Source organism: Shewanella aquimarina (assembly GCF_023349185.1).
Lineage (GTDB): Bacteria > Pseudomonadota > Gammaproteobacteria > Enterobacterales > Shewanellaceae > Shewanella > Shewanella aquimarina.
Window position 1 is genome coordinate 132,057 of record NZ_JAKIKY010000008.1, and the last position, 15,488, is coordinate 147,544.

A 15,488-nucleotide genomic window follows, 5' to 3' on the forward strand; every position below is an offset into this window, starting at 1 on the left:
AGCTATCTTTGCCAACGGATGATGAAGTGGACGTATCGCCCCAGGCCTATGTAGGCGGGGTGAGTCGAGTATTGCAGCTCCATCTCAAGCAGTTGGCTGAAATCGGCATTGGGGGGCTGGTGGGTCTTGAGATAATCGTGGATCACTCTAACGCCCGACTCCGATACCAGCTCCATCTGCCAATCTGTCACCCAGGCGCGCACATCCTCTATATACAGGGGATAACTAGGGGTTAGCCCCACCTTCTTCTTCACCTTAAAATCCGCCGCCACATAGTCGAAGTTGCCGGAGATCAGGCTGTGAAAGCGCATCGCCTCCTTGTTGTAAAACATGAGGGAGAACAGGCCCTGTGGTTTTAACAGCTGGGTGAGATCGGCCAGCGTCTGCCTGGCATCGCTGAGCCACTCGGCGACCGCGTGGCAGAGGATGAGGTCGAACTGGCAAAGTTCGTCCCGGGTCAGAGATTGGATCGGTGCGTGCAGCAGTGTGATATCCAGTTTCTCGCCGCTGCTCTCCTCATAGGCTGCAATCTGCGCCTTGCCTAGGGCCAACATCTCGCTGGAGATATCGCACAGGGTGACGCTGTGGCCCATCTTCGCCAGCTTCTGGCTGAAGAAGCCGAAGCCGCCGCCGGCATCCAAAATACGCAGAGGCCCCTCGGGCAGCTGAGTCAGGGCCTGGGAGAGATCTCGCCATAGTACGGCGGCGCGAACCTCGCCCTTAGGGGTACCGTAGATGTTTTTGGCAAATTTACCGGCTAATGCATCGAAGTTTTTGTCTTGCACTGAGTGACGCCCATGGGAAAAGCTGACTGAAATTAGGAGGGCTATTTTGCCATAGGCACGGGCGGCGCGCATTAAACAGACTTAAGGTTTAGGTAAAAAGCGTGAATTTGGGGTATACTCGCGGGCTTGCAATTTTTAGGCTGAGTAAAGTGTGAAGGGTTTGGATAGCGTGAATAAAGAAATTTGTGTTGAACTTAAGGCGATGCCGTCGCTGTTATCGCTTTATCGCAAGATCTTTTTTGGCCGAAAGCCAGGCTGGGATGAGCAGCCGTTGCCCCATGTTAAGGTGACCTGTCCACAGGTGACCGTGCGCGCAGATAAGGTCGCCCAATATGCCAAGGTGTGTGGCTTCGAGTTCGATGGCCAGCAGCTGCCCCTGACCTATCTCTATGTCATGGTGTTTCGTCTGCATGCCAGCATCTTTACCTTAGATGCAATTACCTTCCCCTTGCTGGGGATGATCCACCTCAAGAACAGCATTACCCGTTATCGCACCACGGGTGTCGATGAACGTTACGATCTCGAGTGTGAGTTGACCAGCAGCCAGATGACGGACTCTGGGCTGGAATTTGAGCTGGTGTCCCGCGCCTTCGTCGGCGGCGAGCTGGTGTGGGAGTCGCTATCGACCTATCTCTATCGTATCGAGGGCAGCGGTAAGCGCGCCCGTCCACCTAAGGCGACCCCAATGAGCTGGTCTAATCCGGTAAGCTGGGAGCTGAGTGAAGATCTCGGCCGTCGCTATGCCAAGGCGTCGGGCGACTATAATCTGATCCACCTACATCCTGTGCTGTCCAAGCGTTTCGGTTTCGACCGCGTGTTGGCCCACGGCATGTGGTCTAAGGCGAGAAGTGTCGCCCAGCTGATGCCAGAGATCGGCGACAAGCCTTGTACCATAGAGGTGGCCTTTAAGTTACCCCTCTTGATGCCGGCTCAGGTGAGCTTCGATTTCGACACCGAGAGCGCCGAAGGCCTGATGTTTGAACTGCGTGACGTCAAGGGACGCAGACCTCATCTGACGGGACAGGTGAAGTTTCACGACTAAGTGTCAGGACCAAGTTTTACGACTAAGGTTTTGCTTAAGTCTCAAACCTGAGCCGTGAGCCTTGAGATAGAAATGACAAAGCCAGCGGATTGCTGGCTTTTTTGTTGCTGTCTTATTCCTGTGTTAAGGAGTAGAGCTTTCTGCTAGGGCACGCTGTGGCCGGTGGCGGCCTGCCAGATGCTAAACCACTCCTGTCTGTCCAGTGTGATCTCGCTGGAAGCCACGGCGGCGCTGATGCGCGCCGGATTGCCGCTGCCTATGATAGGTTTTGGCTGGCTGGGGAGGGCCAGCACCCAGGCATAGATGATCTGGCTGATATCGTCCGTGCCATGGTTGGCGGCTATCTTGGTTAACGTCTGGCGAAGTCGCTTGGCCGGCTCACTCTGGCTGTGGAAGATCTCACCGCCCCCGAGACAAGACCAGGCCATGGGAGGACAGCGATACTGCTGCGCCTGATCTAGGCTGCCATCGCTTAGGGTATGCATGGCCAAGGGCGAGATCTCCAGCTGGTTGGTCACCAGCGGGCGATCCAGCCGGGACTGCAACAGGTCGAACTGAGCCGGGGTGAAGTTAGAGACGCCAAAGTGGCGCACCTTGCCGGTCTGATAGAGCTGTTCGAAGGCCTGGGCGACCTCGTCGGCATTCATCAGGGGGTCGGGCCTGTGGATGAGCAGCAGATCTATCTCATCCACCTGCAGCGCCTTAAGCGAGTTGTCGACGCTGGTGAGGATATGTTGGTAGCCGGTGTCATAGTGGTTGACGTAGCGCTCAGGCGTGGAGCCAAAGGCGGGCTTGATGCCGCACTTGGTGACTATCTGCATCTGTTGTCGAAGCGAGGGCTCGAGGGCCAGGGCGCGGCCAAATAAAGTCTCGCAGCTGTACTCGCCGTAGATGTCGGCATGATCCATACAGGTCACGCCTAGGCTGAGATAGTGCTGGATTAACGCCAGGGTCTGCTGTGGTGTCTGTTGCCAACTATCGAGGCGCCAGAAGCCGGCAATAAAGGGGGAGAATGTAAAGCTTTGCTGACTCATGGGCCGCTCCGTTTGGATTAATTTTTTCCATTAATAATCATTTTATTGATTTAGATTCATAAATCCTTAATTAATGCCTTCACCGACAATGAATAGGTTTGTTGTGACCATTTTTTGCTCTATATTCGCACCAGCTCGCTTTTTTTCATGCTTATTTATTGTAGGAGCGCTATATGCTGACTGACATCGAAATTTCACGCCAAGCCAGCTTACAACCCATAGAAAGCATAGCTACTGCTTTCGGGATCTTGCCCCACGAATTAAGCCCTTACGGCAGAACCAAGGCCAAGGTCGATCTGGCTATCACCAACCGAATTAAAGATAACAAACATGGTAAGTTAGTGATAGTCACGGCAGTCACGCCGACCCCCTTTGGCGAAGGCAAGACAGTGACCAGTATCGGCCTGACCCAGGGCTTACAGGCGATCGGCAAGAAGAGCTGCGCCTGTATCCGCCAGCCCAGCATGGGGCCTGTGTTTGGCATCAAGGGCGGCGCCGCAGGTGGTGGTCTGGCCCAGGTGGTGCCCATGGAAGATCTTAACCTGCATCTGACCGGCGACATACACGCGGTGACCAGTGCCCATAACCTGGCGGCAGCGGCCATCGATGCCCGTCTCTATCACGAACAACGCCTGGGCAGTGATGCCTTTCGCGAACAATCCGGGCTAGCGCCCCTAGATATCGATCCCGACAAGATTCTGTGGCGCCGGGTAGTGGATCAGAATGAGCGCAGCCTGCGCACCATAACGGTCGGCCTTGGCGAGGTTAACGGCCCAGTGCATCAGGGCGGTTTCGACATCAGCGCCGCCTCCGAGTTGATGGCGATTCTGGCGCTGAGCCGGGATCTTAAGGACCTGCGTGCCCGCATCGGTCGTATCGTGCTGGCGCAGAACAAACAGGGCGACTACATCAGCGCCGAAGATCTTGGTGTGGCCGGCGCCATGACGGCCATCATGAGTCAGGCCATCTCGCCGACCCTGATGCAGACCTTAAGTGGTGCCCCTTGTCTGATCCATGCCGGCCCCTTCGCCAATATCGCCCATGGTAACTCGTCGATCATCGCCGACGATATCGCCCTCAGACTGGCAGATATCGTGGTGACCGAGGGGGGCTTCGGCTCCGACATGGGCTTCGAGAAATTCTGTAATATCAAGACCCGTCAGTCAGGCAATGCGCCCGATGCGGCGGTATTGGTGGTGACGGTCAAGGCGCTCAAGTCCCATGATCCCCAGGCGGGAAGCGAGATGGACAAGCTCGCCGCCGGCTATGCCAACTTAAGCTGGCACATCAACAATGTGGCCAAGTATGGCCTGCCGCTGGTGGTGTCGATTAACCGTTTCGCCGAGGATACCCAGGAGGAGCTGGACTGGCTCAAGGCCCGCGTGCTGCAAGAGGGTGTGTTTGCCTGTGAGGTCTGCGAAGCCTTCTCTCAGGGCGCCGAGGGCGCCGCGGCACTCGCCGAGGCCGTGGTGCGCGCCACAGAGCAGCCGAGCCAGTTCCGTTATCTCTATGAGACCAAGCAGTCCATCGAGGCCAAGTTGCTGACAATCGCCGAGGCGGGTTATGGCGCCAGCGGTATCAGCCTATCCGACAAGGCCAAGACCCAGCTGGCCCAGCTGCAACGTCATGGATTCGATAAGCTGGCGCTCTGTATCGCCAAGACGCCCATGTCGGTCAGCCATGATCCTAAGCTCAAGGGGGCACCGCAGGGATTTGAGTTACCCATCGCCGAGCTGAAACTCAATGCCGGAGCCGGCTTTATCACGGCGCTGGTGGGTAAGGTGATGACAATGCCGGGGCTGGGAATACGCCCAGGCTACCTTAATATCGATATCGATGAGCAGGGGGAGATCACCGGACTGGCCTAAGGCAAGTGGGTTATCGGCCCTAGTGAGATAAAAAAACGCCTGCAGTTGCAGGCGTTTTTATGTGAGCGACTATTTTTCTGTCTGATAGATATGCACGTCGCGCTGTGGGAAAGGAATGGAGATCTGTTCCTGATCGAAGCGCATCTTCACCGCACGGGTGATGTCCCAGTACACATCCCAGTAATCTTCCGGCTTCACCCAAGGGCGCACCACGAAATCCACCGAAGACTCGCCCAGCAGATGCAGCTTCACCGTCGGCTCGGGTTGCTTGAGCACCTTTGGATGCTCTTCGACTATGCCGCGTAGCACCTGTTCGGCGTGTTCTATGTTGTCGCCATAGCCAATGCCGAAGGTCATGTCGACGCGGCGTTGATGTTCTACCGTGATGTTGTTGATGGTATCACCCCAGATCTTGTTGTTGGGGATGATCAGGCGCTGGTTATCCAGAGTCTTGATGGTGGTGGAGACCAGGCTCATCTGGCTCACCTTGCCGGTGACGCCCGCGGCGTTGATCAGGTCGCCCACATCATAGGGGCGATAGATAAGGATCATCATGCCCGAGGCGAAGTTGGACAGGGTATCTTGCAGGGCGAAGCCTATGATGACACCCGCGACCCCAAAGCCTGCCAGTAGTGGTCCAAGCTCGAAGCCCAGCTGTGACAGGGCGATCATCAGACCCAATGCAAATACCGTCTTACCCGACAGGGAGATGAAGAAGTCTTGCAGCAGCTTGCTGAATTTCAGCTTAGAGTTACTGACCATCTTCTTGACGATGCGCTGCACCGCCTTGCCGGCCAGGTGGGCTAAAAAGAGGATCAGCAGGAAGACAAACAGCTTGAACAACAGCCCTGGACCGTTATCCAGCAACTGATTCTTAGCCTTGTTCCACCACTCATCCAGCAGGTTGCTGGCCACGTCGACGTTGAGTACATCCTGGGTGATATCCCCTGAGATGCTAAACAGGGTCTGTTTTAGCACTGTGGTGTCCTGGCTCAGGGCGTCTAGTAGCTCGATCGCCACCGACAGGCTGGCGCTGGTGAGGCTGAGTCGCTCGTTGAGATTGGTGACCAGAGCGGTCTGCTCAGCAGTGACATCCTTACCCGCCTTAGCCGCCTCGTCGACGGCTAACTTGAGCTTGTCCTGGGTAAAGTGTACCAGGCTATTGAGCATGTCTGAGCGCTTGAGTAGCTGAGTCGTGAGTTGGGTCTTGATGGCCTGAGTGTCTTCGCCTAGCTCATTTAGCCAGGTGAGGGTCTCGTATTTAGCGCCGAGGATCTCGTCGCGCTGACGATCCCGCATAGCCAGCTTATACATGACACCCGTGTCATTATCGCTGCCAAGTTGTTGTTTGAATTGGTCGATATCGGCGGCGTAGTAGTCGGCCACCTTGTCGATGAAGGCCAGATGCTTCTGCAGTAGCGGCAGAAGTGCAGCCTTATCCAGCGGTTGCTGCTTCATCAGCACCTTGAACTTGTCATGGACCTGATTGGCGTGTTCCTTGATGCGATACTCGATGAACTGCTTCATTTCACCATTGGCATTGCCAAGTTTAGCGATGTCTAAATCTATGGTCTGTTGCAGTTGAGTCAGTTCGGTCAGGGGCAGAGGTGTCTGGAGGGCTTCATCGGCGGTGGCGGGAAGATGGGCTAGCGCCATCATAGTCACCAGCGCCAGGGCTAAGGTGCGTAACATATTATCCGTCCTGTGTTAGCTAATCGCTGGATCATAATCTGTTCCATCTGCGCTGTAAATTCACAACGCGCGGCGGTTCAATCTGGTAGACTAGCACTCTTTGTCGTTATTTGAGAGTTTGTTGTGCTTTGTCCTCACTGTAGTCATTCCTTTCGCGCCGCTCAGGTCGATGCCCAACGGGGCAAGGGGCTGGATGCGCAGATCCAATGCCCCCATTGCGAGGCCTGGCTAGGGCGAAGTGCCATCTTGATGCGATTGAAAATACTCGGCTTCTATCTAGGCCTGGTGATGCTGGTCCTGGGCTATTTCTTGCCTGACTGGCGTAACCTGACTACGCCTGTGGCGATATTTGCCGTGATGATATTGCTGGTGAGTCATATGATGGATCACCTCAAGGTGATTCAAGCGCCGCCGAGGCAAGAGGTGGATGACAGCGAGCAGCGACAGAAGTATCGCTGAGATGAGCTGGCTGGTGAAAGCCAGCTAAGAAGATGCCGGGTTTTATCTTGGCTTAGCGCTCGCCATCTTAATCTATGACTTGAACCTGGGCCTCGAGCGCCGCTTCGACGTAATAGATCCCGCCCAGGATGGCGACGATAAAGATCGTGGTCCAGAACAGCATTTTGAAATTTTCGCGAAAAAATTCCTTCATAGAGAGCATTTCCTTTAACCTTGAATGGGAAGAGTCGGTAGCCGATAGCCACTATGGCTGTAATCTTAGTGTCACTAACTTAAGTCAGACTTAATTTTAGCCAATCTGGCCGTGATGTGGGCCACGCTTTGGCGTGGCGCCTAAGTAAAATTTTCCAATAACTTTTGTTACATTCCTGCTCGAGCGGGCGTCAATTGTGGCTTGACTTCATCACTCTTATCCCTAAACTTGGTCGGAATTTGAATGGTTCCAGTTGATCTCATGGCAATATCGGTAAGAGCAAAAGTAAGAGGAGTGGCGATATGGCTTAGTGCCGTATTGTTCTGCTTGTCTGTGCTCGCCCCGGCACATAGCCTCGAACATCTGGACGACGGGGCGACGACTCACTGTACCCTGTGTATTCAAAAACTGCAGCTTAACAGCGTCTTGCCGGTCGACGAGTTCAGCTTTAGCCTGCCCACGCTCTCGGTGGAAGTGCCGCTGCGAGAGTCTACTGCGCTTGCAGCCGTTCATGTCGACTATTTCCAAAGTCGCGCCCCGCCCGCCTTATCGTAATACCTCAAAAACTTAAGATGATTAATACTCTGCGCCTCCTTGGCAGCAGAGTCGTTTAGCTATTTTTTTGGAGACATTATGATGAATTTCAATGCGCGCTTGTCGGCGGTAGCACTTGCCTGTGCCTTTTTGCCAAACTTAAGTTTTGCAGCGGATCCAACCCTGACGAATCCTGCTATTAGCGCCGTACTCGATGGTTATTATCAGAACGCCGAGCGTCCAATGGCCGAGCGGGTCGAAGGCTTTGGCCTGGGTCATACCGAGCTGGCACTGAGCGCCAACATAGATGACATGTTCTACGGCAAGCTGACCTCGGTGATCGAGGTCCATGACGGCGAGACCGAGGTGGGGCTGGAGGAGGCCTTCATTCAGACCCTGGGTATGCCCTATGGTTTCTCTATGCGCGGCGGTCGTTTCCTGTCGGATGTTGGCTATCTCAACAATCAGCATGTGCACACAGATGCCTTCTCGGATCGCCCGGCGGCCTATCGCGCCTTCCTGGGCAGTCATTATTTTGATGACGGTGTGCGTCTGGACTATGTCGCGCCGACCGACCTCTACTGGACCATGGGTATCGAGGCCTTCAAGGGCGACAGCATGCGCGCCGAAGATGAGCATGGTGAGCGCGAGTTTAAGAACGTCGGCGTCTACACCGCCTACACTAAGCTGGGTGGCGACATAGGCGTCAGCAGCTCCTGGATGTTGGGCCTGAGTTACCTGCGTAACGAGAACGGTCGTCTCACTGCCCATGAGGAGCATGAAGAAGCCGTGGTGGCCGAAGAAGAGCACGATCATGACCACAGCCATGGGGCAAGGTATACGGGTGAGAACACCTACATCGCAGACTTCGTCTATAAGTGGGCACCACAGGGTAACTACAAGTATCAGCATTTAACCCTGAGCGGCGAGTATTTCCGCGTCAGCGACTATGCGCCGCTCGAGGAGCACGATCATGACCTGGTTGACGATCACGATACCTCAAAGCCGGATGCTCACACCGGCTGGTACCTCAGCTCTGTGTATCAGTTCTCGCCAAATTGGTCGGCGGGCGTGAGATACGGTCAGGTCGATACACATCTTTTGCACGATGAGCATTTCGATGCACAGAAACTGAAAGAGACAGAGGTGAGCCTGGCCTGGCACCACAGCCATTTCTCGACCGTGCGTCTACAATATACCAATCAGCAGGGCACTAACTTTGACGGCATCACCGACGATAACGTCATTACACTTCAATATGTTATGACTTTGGGGGCTCACGGTGCGCATCAATTCTAATTACTTAAAGGCCGGCGTTGCGGCGCTGGCACTCAGCTTTGCCTGTGGAGCACAGGCGAAACTCAATATCTTCGCCTGCGAGCCTGAATATGCCGCGCTATCCAAGGAGCTGGCGCCGGATACTAAGGTGTACGCCGCGACGACCGCGATGCAGGACCCGCATCAGGTTCAGGCCAGGCCTAGCCTGATTGCCAAGATGCGCCAGGCGGATCTGGCCGTATGTGCCGGTGCCGATCTCGAGGTGGGCTGGTTGCCCATGTTGCAGATGAAGTCGGCCAACGCCCAGGTGCGCTCCACCGATAAGGGGCTGTTCTATGCCGCCGAGCATATCCAGACGCTGGATCAGTTGGCCCAGGTGGATCGCAGCATGGGTGATGTGCATGCCCTGGGTAATCCACACCTGCATTTCGATCCGGAGCGCCTGCTCCAGGTGGCTAAGGCCTTGTCGGCCAAGATGGTGGCGCTCGATCCGGATAATGCCGCGGGTTATGAGTCGGCCCTGGCCGATTTCAGTCAGCGCTGGCAGGCGGCGATAGGCCGTTGGCAGTCACAGGTGGCGCCGCTTCAGGGCAAGAAGGTGATCGCCTATCACACCAGCTTCCGCTACCTGTTCAACTGGTTAGGCATGGAGCAGGTGGGGGATCTCGAGCCCAAGCCGGGGCTGCCGCCGAGCACGGGTCACCTGGCAAGCCTGCAGGGGCGTGCCGGTCAGGGGGATGTGATGGCCATCATAGTCGCCTCCTATCAGGATGAGCGCGGGGCCAAGTGGCTCGGTGAGCGCACCGGCCTGCCAGTGGTGAATCTGCCCATGTCGGTCGGCGGTAACGATGACGCACAGGACCTCTTCGGCCTGTACGACAGCGTTATCCAGTTATTGCTGGGTGTGAATCGCTAGCCTGGCTTATATCCGGCGCCCCATGGGGCGCCGTTGTTCGTTTTTTGGTACTCAATCATGTTTGATCTCGATCTCTTATCTATCCTGCTACCCGCCTTCGCCGCGGGTATCTTGGTGCTCTCAACCCATGTGCTGCTGGGCAGTCAGGTGCTCAAGCGCGGCATCATCTTCATCGACCTAGCGATCGCCCAGGTGGCGGCGCTGGGGGCCATCATTGCCCACACCAACCACGAGCTGGAGCATCTAGCCTATGTCACGGTCTGGATGCCGGCGCTGTTTGCCCTCTTAGGGGCAGGGTTTATCGCCTGGCTGGCCAAGCGGATGGCCAACGAGCTGGAGGCGATCATAGGTTGCTTCTATGTGTTGTCGGCGGTGGCGGCCATGTTACTGCTGTCAAATGATCCCCACGGCGCAGAGATGCTTAAGCAGTTGATGTCCGGCCAGATCCTCTGGGTGAACTGGTCACAGCTGATTCTGCCTGCCGTGGTGTCTGCACTGGTGCTGGCGATCATCGCCCTGCGCCCGGCAATACTCAATGGTGCCGGTTTCTATCTGTTGTTTGCCTTAGTGATCACCCTGTCGGTAGAGCTGGTGGGCGTCTATCTGGTGTTCAGTTCCCTTATCCTGCCGGCGCTGGCGGTTAACAAGCTGCGCGGCAGGGGCAAATGGCCGCTGGCCTATCTGGTGGGTTTGCTGGGCTATGGCATTGGCCTGTTGCTGTCGGCCAGTTTCGACCTGCCGAGCGGCGCTGCGATTGTGGCGACCCTGGCGGTCAGCACAGTGGCGTTTCGTCTGTTACAGCCTCGCCTGACGAGGGAAAGTTCGATTACGAAGGTTAGTGCTAACTAGAAAAGTCGATAAAGATGAGGTGCTTGAGAGATGAGCGGGTAGGGTGCAACAGGCACTCTCCCGCTTTTTTCTTGCCAGCATTCCGTTGAGGCGATGTTTTTTCACTGTTAATTCCATGACTTATATCGTTAACACTCGCCAGGTATGCTGTAAGCCCTTTGGGGCCCTAAGACGACAGGTGTAAGTCAAAAGGCCTGCTGCTATAATGTCGCCACTGAAATCACAGGAGTAAGTTGTGCTGTTAATCTTCAGATCTCTGATCTTAGCCATCATGTTGTTGTTGGCCTTTGTCTTCGGTGGCCTCTATTGTCTGCTGCGTCCCCGCCATAGAGACAATGTTCATCTGTTTGCTAAGATATTTTCCTGGGCCGCGCCTGTCTTAGGGGTCAAGGTCGTGGTACGTAAGCCCAAGGTTGAGCGCAGCGAGCCCTGTATCTTCCTGGCTAACCATCAGAACAATTTTGATATGTTTACCCATACGGCCGCCGTGCCTAAGGGCACTGTCAGCCTGGGCAAGAAGAGCCTGGCGTGGATCCCTTTCTTCGGCCAGATATACTGGTTATCGGGGAACATATTGATCGACCGTAAAAACCGTAACCGCGCCTTCGAGACCATGGCGCAGACCGCGAAGAAGATTAAAGATAAGTGCCTCTCTATCTGGATCTTCCCCGAGGGCACGCGTTCGCGGGGCAAGGGGTTGCTGCCCTTCAAGGCGGGCGCCTTCCATACCGCCATCGAGGCCGGTGTCGCCATGGTGCCTGTGTTGGCTTCGAATCAGGAACATATTAAGCTTAACCGCTGGAATAACGGCGTGGTGATCATCGAGATGATGGATCCCATAGAGACCAAAGGCCTGGCTAAGTCGCAGGTAAAAGAGCTATCGACTCGGATTCATGCCATGATGGCGGAGAAGTTGGCTCAGCTGAATCAGGAAGCCAGCGCCCTGATGGCCAAGAAAGCAATTAATTAAGAACACTTTTATTCGGAGAGATCCATGTCTACAGAACGTCAACTGCAGGAACAGAAACAGGAAAACCAGGAGATCGTCGACGCGATTCTTGCCGATGGTTCTGAGCCCGATGCCGAATACACCATAGAACACCACTTCTCGGCCTCTAACTTCGACCGTCTGGAGAAGGCGGCGGTGGAAGCCTTTAAGATGGGCTTCGAGGTGAACGATGCCGAAGAGATGGAGCTGGAAGATGGCTCAGTGCTCTTCTGTTTCGACGCCATCGCCTACCATAAACTCGACGTGGCTTTGCTGGACAAGGCCTGTGAAGATCTGATCCAGCTGGCGGCTAAGCTGAAGGTGGATTACGACGGCTGGGGCACCTACTTCATCGGCGACGATATGGAAGGTGGCGACGAGGAGTATGAAGAGGAAGACTCTCGCTTCCATTAAGCTGTTTTTATTAAGCTGTTTCCATTTAGCAGCTGCCATTAAAAAAGCCCATCTATGATGGGCTTTTTTGTGTCTGTGACCACTTGCCATTTAACACCTACCGCTTGCCACTTGCCATTTAGCCGTGGCGGACTAGTCTGCCTCGCCTGGCTCGAAGATGACGCAGCAGTTACGCCCTTGCTGCTTGGCCTGATAGAGGGCGCTGTCGGCCTGACCCAGCCACTGGGCGCTGTTGCTCAGATGCTCGTCTATGCCGCAGATGCCGATACTCACCGTCACCTTAAGGATGGCGCTCTCGAATCTCAGCTCCGAGGCTTCAATCTTCTCCCGCAGACGATCGGCAAAATGCAGTGCGGCCTCGGCGTTGGTGTTCGACAGCACCACGGAAAACTCCTCGCCGCCGTAGCGGCCGGCGCAGTCTGTGTCCCGCAGGGACTGGCGCAGGATATGGGACACATGCTGGATCACCTTGTCACCGGCGATATGGCCGTAGGTGTCGTTGATGCGTTTGAAATGGTCGATGTCGAACATCACCAGCGTGGTGGGTTCGCCATAGCGGGCGTGGCGGTCGAACTCCTTCTGCATACACAGCTGCCAGTGGCGGCGGTTATGCAGCTGGGTCAATCCATCTGTCTGGCTCAGGTGTTCCAGGCGCTCGTTGGCGGCCTTGAGCTGTAGCTTGTTGATCGCCACATCGGTGACATCATAGATGATCATGCTGATATGGGTGATCTGGCCGGTGAGCGAGGAGAGCGGCAGCAGGGTCACATTCTGGTACATGAAGTCGGCGCGGCCCGTGATGGGACGATAGTTGCCGAACTTGAACACATAGGGGCGCTGCTCCCAGCTGATAAAGGCGCGATTCTTCAGCAGGAAGACAGACTCCATCTTCTGTTTCAGCCAGGTCGCCGGCAGGTAGTCGAACTGATCGAACAGGTACTTGCCCTTGATGGAGTTGGGTGAGATGCCACTATGGTTCTCCATGAAACCATTCCAGAGCTGGATGTTGTAATCGCGATCCAACACGACCAGGCCGACCTCTATGGTCTGCACCATATCGATTAGCCAGTGGAGTTCGTTCATCGCGCTTTGGTCATATGGCATATCTTGATCCAACTTAATCCAGCAAATAGCCCAGCTTATAGTTAAGCGTCGGCAAAGATTCTTCGGTAAATAACAAGAGAAGATCGCATTGAATATCATGCCCTTCGATGCGGTAGTTGATCTCCATCGCCAGGGTGCGAGACCACTTCTCCGAGTTGTCGTGGATCAGGTCGTTCACCGTGCAGTGGCGCCCCAGCACCACGGGATGGCTCTGGCTGAATTTCATGTGTAGCTGCTCTGAGATGCCGCTGAGGAAGGCGCCGATCAACACGTTGCCCGTGTCTATCATCACCTCTATCTCAGTATTGGCATCCTCAGGGTTTGCCAGTCCCATCAGCTTGGCCATGTCCTGAAAGGAGGAGTCGTGAAATAGCAGTAGTGCCTCGCCAGCTACCCCTGCGCCGATAAAACCCTGACACAGGGCCGATACCGTGCTGTACTGCTCGGTGGCCTTGAGGGTCATGGTGAGTTCGCTGACTTCCAGCACGTTGACGTTAGGGATGGGCAAGAGCACGAAGACATCCAGCAGCTTGGCCAGCAGATCGGCGGCGCGGCCCATGGCCACGTTGGCGACCTCCTGACAGGCGTCGCGTAGATCCACCTCGATCATGGGGTTGTCGTTTTCTTGCTCGCCCAGGGCTATGGTGAGTATGCCGTATTCCTGGAGTATGTTACTGATGGCATCGGCGCTGACGGGCTTCTGAATAAAGTCCAGGGCACCCAGGGCCTTCACCTTCTCGTGGGCCTTGATCTGAATGTCGCCCGACACCACGATCACCAGGGCGGGTAGATCCTCTTTCTGAATGGTTTCCAGTACCTCGTAGCCATCCATCACCGGCATGTTGAGGTCGAGAAAGACCACTTCGCCCTTACCGGCCCTGATCGCCTCGATACCTTCGGCGCCATTGTTGGCAAAGGTGATCTCGACATCCCACTCCTTGGGCAGGGTCCTGGCCATCTGCTTGCGAGCGAGTGCGGAGTCATCGCATATGAGTACGGGGATCGACATCTAGTTATAACATCCTAATCTGCCTTCATTATTAGAAGATAACACCAAATCACTTGCTTGGTGGCTAAAAGCTTCATCCTGAGGCAGTTTTATCGGTTTTGTCTTTGGTAACGACAGGGATTAACGGGGCTTGTTGCTGATGCATTTACCGGGACATTTACCCGATCTCCAGGCATCCGAGCCAGCTTGGCGCGGGTAGCGGGAGCAGGTAAATGACAAACTCTGTCCAAAGGTTATTATCTATCAGCTTGATTAACAACCGTAAACTCTTGGGTGGCAATATTTTGACGCCAGTCAAAAAACGGACTCATGTTATATCTTTTAGGGATATTTGCCAAATGTGTTACATTTCCTTCTGGACTGACCAGTAGCAGAGTTTAAGCGCAGCGATTGAGGAGTAAAGGAATGCAACACCCCAACGTCACCCTGACCATAGCCGAAGGCATCGCCTGGGTAGAGCTGTCACGGCCGGAAAAGTACAACGCCCTTAACTATGAACTGTTCGAATCTATCGTTAAGGTGCAGAAGCATATCGCCAGGCGCAGAGACGTGCGGGCGGTGATCCTCAGTGGCAGTGGCGGTAACTTCTGTTCCGGCCTGGATGTGGCCAGCGTGATGAAGTCACCCATGCAGGCGTTTAAGTTGCTGTTTAAGTGGTTGCCGGGTAATGCCAATCTGGCGCAGCGGGTCTCGATCGGCTGGCGTCGACTGCCTGTGCCTGTGATCTGCGTGCTCGAGGGGATCTGCTATGGCGGCGGTACCCAGATAGCCTTAGGGGCGGATATGCGTATCGCCGCGCCAGACTGTCGTCTCTCTATCATGGAGGCCAAGTGGGGACTGGTGCCTGACATGGCGGGCTTAGTCGGTCTGCGAGAATTAGTGGGTAAGGATATCGCCATGCAGCTCACCATGACGGCCGAGGTGATCGACGCCCAGCAGGCCAAGGCCTATGGCCTGGTGACCCAGGTGAGCGAGGCGCCGCGGGAGGTGGCAGAGGCCCTGGCACATCGACTGGCCAACACCTCGCCCGATGCCAATGCGGCGATCAAGTTCAGCATCAACAAGAGTTGGCGCGCCGGTGAGCGTAGCCTGCTGGCCCGTGAGTCCCTGAGTCAGGTGCGTCTGCTTGTGGGCAAGAATCGGCTGATTGCCGCCCTGCGTCAGACCAAAGATCCTGAGCGTCGTTATCAGCCACGTCAGCCCTGGTGGCGTTAACTGAATGAGTCACAACAGATTTTCAATGTGATCGGCTTCACACTACCTCTCGCCCGGCGAGACGAACATCCCGAGGCTCGCTAGTATCCTGCTGCCAAAATTTTGATA

General features: G+C 55.3%; 16 protein-coding genes. 10 read left to right on the plus strand and 6 right to left on the minus strand.

Annotation, left to right across the window (positions count from 1 at the left end; translation table 11 throughout):
• Positions 1–2 precede the first annotated feature (2 nt).
• Complete coding sequence (locus L2731_RS11680) at positions 3–785, minus strand: methyltransferase (protein WP_249253260.1); 783 nt, start codon at positions 783–785, stop codon at positions 3–5.
• Positions 786–987: 202 nt separating this feature from the next.
• Here L2731_RS11680 and L2731_RS11685 point away from each other — a divergent pair, with 202 nt between their 5' ends.
• A complete protein-coding gene (locus tag L2731_RS11685) occupies positions 988–1,827 on the plus strand; it encodes a MaoC/PaaZ C-terminal domain-containing protein (protein WP_152619170.1) in 840 nt (279 codons plus the stop codon).
• A gap of 143 nt (positions 1,828–1,970) precedes the next feature.
• Here L2731_RS11685 and L2731_RS11690 read toward each other — a convergent pair whose 3' ends face one another.
• Positions 1,971–2,861 (minus strand): aldo/keto reductase, encoded by an 891-nt coding sequence (locus L2731_RS11690; RefSeq protein WP_249253261.1) that lies wholly within the window; start codon positions 2,859–2,861, stop codon positions 1,971–1,973.
• 173 nt (positions 2,862–3,034) lie between these two features.
• Between L2731_RS11690 and L2731_RS11695 the strand changes: the two genes are divergently transcribed.
• Positions 3,035–4,729 (plus strand): formate--tetrahydrofolate ligase, encoded by a 1,695-nt coding sequence (locus L2731_RS11695; protein ID WP_249253262.1) that lies wholly within the window; start codon positions 3,035–3,037, stop codon positions 4,727–4,729.
• A gap of 69 nt (positions 4,730–4,798) precedes the next feature.
• Here L2731_RS11695 and L2731_RS11700 read toward each other — a convergent pair whose 3' ends face one another.
• Entirely contained in the window at positions 4,799–6,421 is a 1,623-nt protein-coding gene (locus L2731_RS11700; RefSeq protein ID WP_249253263.1) for a mechanosensitive ion channel family protein, read from the minus strand.
• Positions 6,422–6,544: 123 nt separating this feature from the next.
• On the opposite strand from L2731_RS11700, the gene L2731_RS11705 reads away from it, so the two are divergent.
• Complete coding sequence (locus L2731_RS11705; protein ID WP_249253264.1) at positions 6,545–6,880, plus strand: hypothetical protein; 336 nt, start codon at positions 6,545–6,547, stop codon at positions 6,878–6,880.
• A gap of 67 nt (positions 6,881–6,947) precedes the next feature.
• On the opposite strand, the gene L2731_RS19560 is transcribed toward L2731_RS11705, so the two are convergent.
• Positions 6,948–7,073: a hypothetical protein gene (locus tag L2731_RS19560; protein ID WP_268747965.1), complete on the minus strand. Its 126-nt coding sequence runs from the start codon at positions 7,071–7,073 to the stop codon at positions 6,948–6,950.
• A 261-nt stretch (positions 7,074–7,334) separates the two neighbouring features.
• Between L2731_RS19560 and L2731_RS11710 the strand changes: the two genes are divergently transcribed.
• From L2731_RS11710 to rraB, 6 genes are all read left to right on the plus strand, one after another.
• Entirely contained in the window at positions 7,335–7,628 is a 294-nt protein-coding gene (locus L2731_RS11710) for an ABC-type zinc uptake system zinc chaperone (RefSeq protein WP_283165066.1), read from the plus strand.
• Positions 7,629–7,706: 78 nt separating this feature from the next.
• Positions 7,707–8,906, plus strand: a complete 1,200-nt coding sequence (locus tag L2731_RS11715) for a hypothetical protein (protein ID WP_249253268.1) — start codon at positions 7,707–7,709, stop codon at positions 8,904–8,906.
• The gene (locus tag L2731_RS11720; protein WP_249253269.1) at positions 8,890–9,801 is read left to right on the plus strand and encodes a metal ABC transporter solute-binding protein, Zn/Mn family; all 912 of its coding nucleotides are present in this window, start codon (positions 8,890–8,892) and stop codon (positions 9,799–9,801) included. Before L2731_RS11715 ends, L2731_RS11720 begins: the two co-directional genes overlap by 17 nt.
• Positions 9,802–9,858: 57 nt before the next feature.
• Positions 9,859–10,650, plus strand: a complete 792-nt coding sequence (locus L2731_RS11725) for a metal ABC transporter permease (RefSeq protein ID WP_249253270.1) — start codon at positions 9,859–9,861, stop codon at positions 10,648–10,650.
• Between the two features lie 235 nt (positions 10,651–10,885).
• Positions 10,886–11,620 carry a 1-acylglycerol-3-phosphate O-acyltransferase gene (locus L2731_RS11730; protein WP_041510864.1) on the plus strand — a complete coding sequence of 245 codons (735 nt, stop codon included), beginning with the start codon at positions 10,886–10,888 and terminating at the stop codon, positions 11,618–11,620.
• Between the two features lie 24 nt (positions 11,621–11,644).
• A complete protein-coding gene (gene rraB, locus L2731_RS11735; RefSeq protein WP_239852793.1) occupies positions 11,645–12,052 on the plus strand; it encodes a ribonuclease E inhibitor RraB in 408 nt (135 codons plus the stop codon).
• A gap of 132 nt (positions 12,053–12,184) precedes the next feature.
• Here the strand turns inward: rraB and L2731_RS11740 are convergent, their stop codons facing one another.
• On the minus strand, positions 12,185–13,156 hold the full coding sequence (locus L2731_RS11740) for a GGDEF domain-containing protein (RefSeq protein WP_239852791.1): 972 nt from the start codon (positions 13,154–13,156) through the stop codon (positions 12,185–12,187).
• Positions 13,157–13,169: 13 nt separating this feature from the next.
• Entirely contained in the window at positions 13,170–14,165 is a 996-nt protein-coding gene (locus L2731_RS11745) for a response regulator (RefSeq protein ID WP_239852789.1), read from the minus strand.
• Positions 14,166–14,570: 405 nt separating this feature from the next.
• Here L2731_RS11745 and L2731_RS11750 point away from each other — a divergent pair, with 405 nt between their 5' ends.
• Positions 14,571–15,380: a crotonase/enoyl-CoA hydratase family protein gene (locus tag L2731_RS11750; protein ID WP_249253271.1), complete on the plus strand. Its 810-nt coding sequence runs from the start codon at positions 14,571–14,573 to the stop codon at positions 15,378–15,380.
• Positions 15,381–15,488 lie beyond the last annotated feature (108 nt).

Excerpts from the sequence above, each read along its gene's own strand:
- L2731_RS11725 (WP_249253270.1), top strand. The coding sequence starts at position 9,859 with ATGTTTGATCTCGATCTCTTATCTATCCTGCTACCCGCCTTCGCCGCG.
- L2731_RS11690 (WP_249253261.1), bottom strand. The coding sequence starts at position 2,861 with ATGAGTCAGCAAAGCTTTACATTCTCCCCCTTTATTGCCGGCTTCTGG.
- L2731_RS11715 (WP_249253268.1), top strand. The coding sequence starts at position 7,707 with ATGATGAATTTCAATGCGCGCTTGTCGGCGGTAGCACTTGCCTGTGCC.
- L2731_RS11740 (WP_239852791.1), bottom strand. The coding sequence starts at position 13,156 with ATGCCATATGACCAAAGCGCGATGAACGAACTCCACTGGCTAATCGAT.
- L2731_RS11695 (WP_249253262.1), top strand. The coding sequence starts at position 3,035 with ATGCTGACTGACATCGAAATTTCACGCCAAGCCAGCTTACAACCCATA.
- L2731_RS19560 (WP_268747965.1), bottom strand. The coding sequence starts at position 7,073 with ATGAAGGAATTTTTTCGCGAAAATTTCAAAATGCTGTTCTGGACCACG.
- L2731_RS11710 (WP_283165066.1), top strand. The coding sequence starts at position 7,335 with ATGGCAATATCGGTAAGAGCAAAAGTAAGAGGAGTGGCGATATGGCTT.
- L2731_RS11700 (WP_249253263.1), bottom strand. The coding sequence starts at position 6,421 with ATGTTACGCACCTTAGCCCTGGCGCTGGTGACTATGATGGCGCTAGCC.
- L2731_RS11685 (WP_152619170.1), top strand. The coding sequence starts at position 988 with ATGCCGTCGCTGTTATCGCTTTATCGCAAGATCTTTTTTGGCCGAAAG.
- L2731_RS11745 (WP_239852789.1), bottom strand. The coding sequence starts at position 14,165 with ATGTCGATCCCCGTACTCATATGCGATGACTCCGCACTCGCTCGCAAG.
- rraB (WP_239852793.1), top strand. The coding sequence starts at position 11,645 with ATGTCTACAGAACGTCAACTGCAGGAACAGAAACAGGAAAACCAGGAG.
- L2731_RS11750 (WP_249253271.1), top strand. The coding sequence starts at position 14,571 with ATGCAACACCCCAACGTCACCCTGACCATAGCCGAAGGCATCGCCTGG.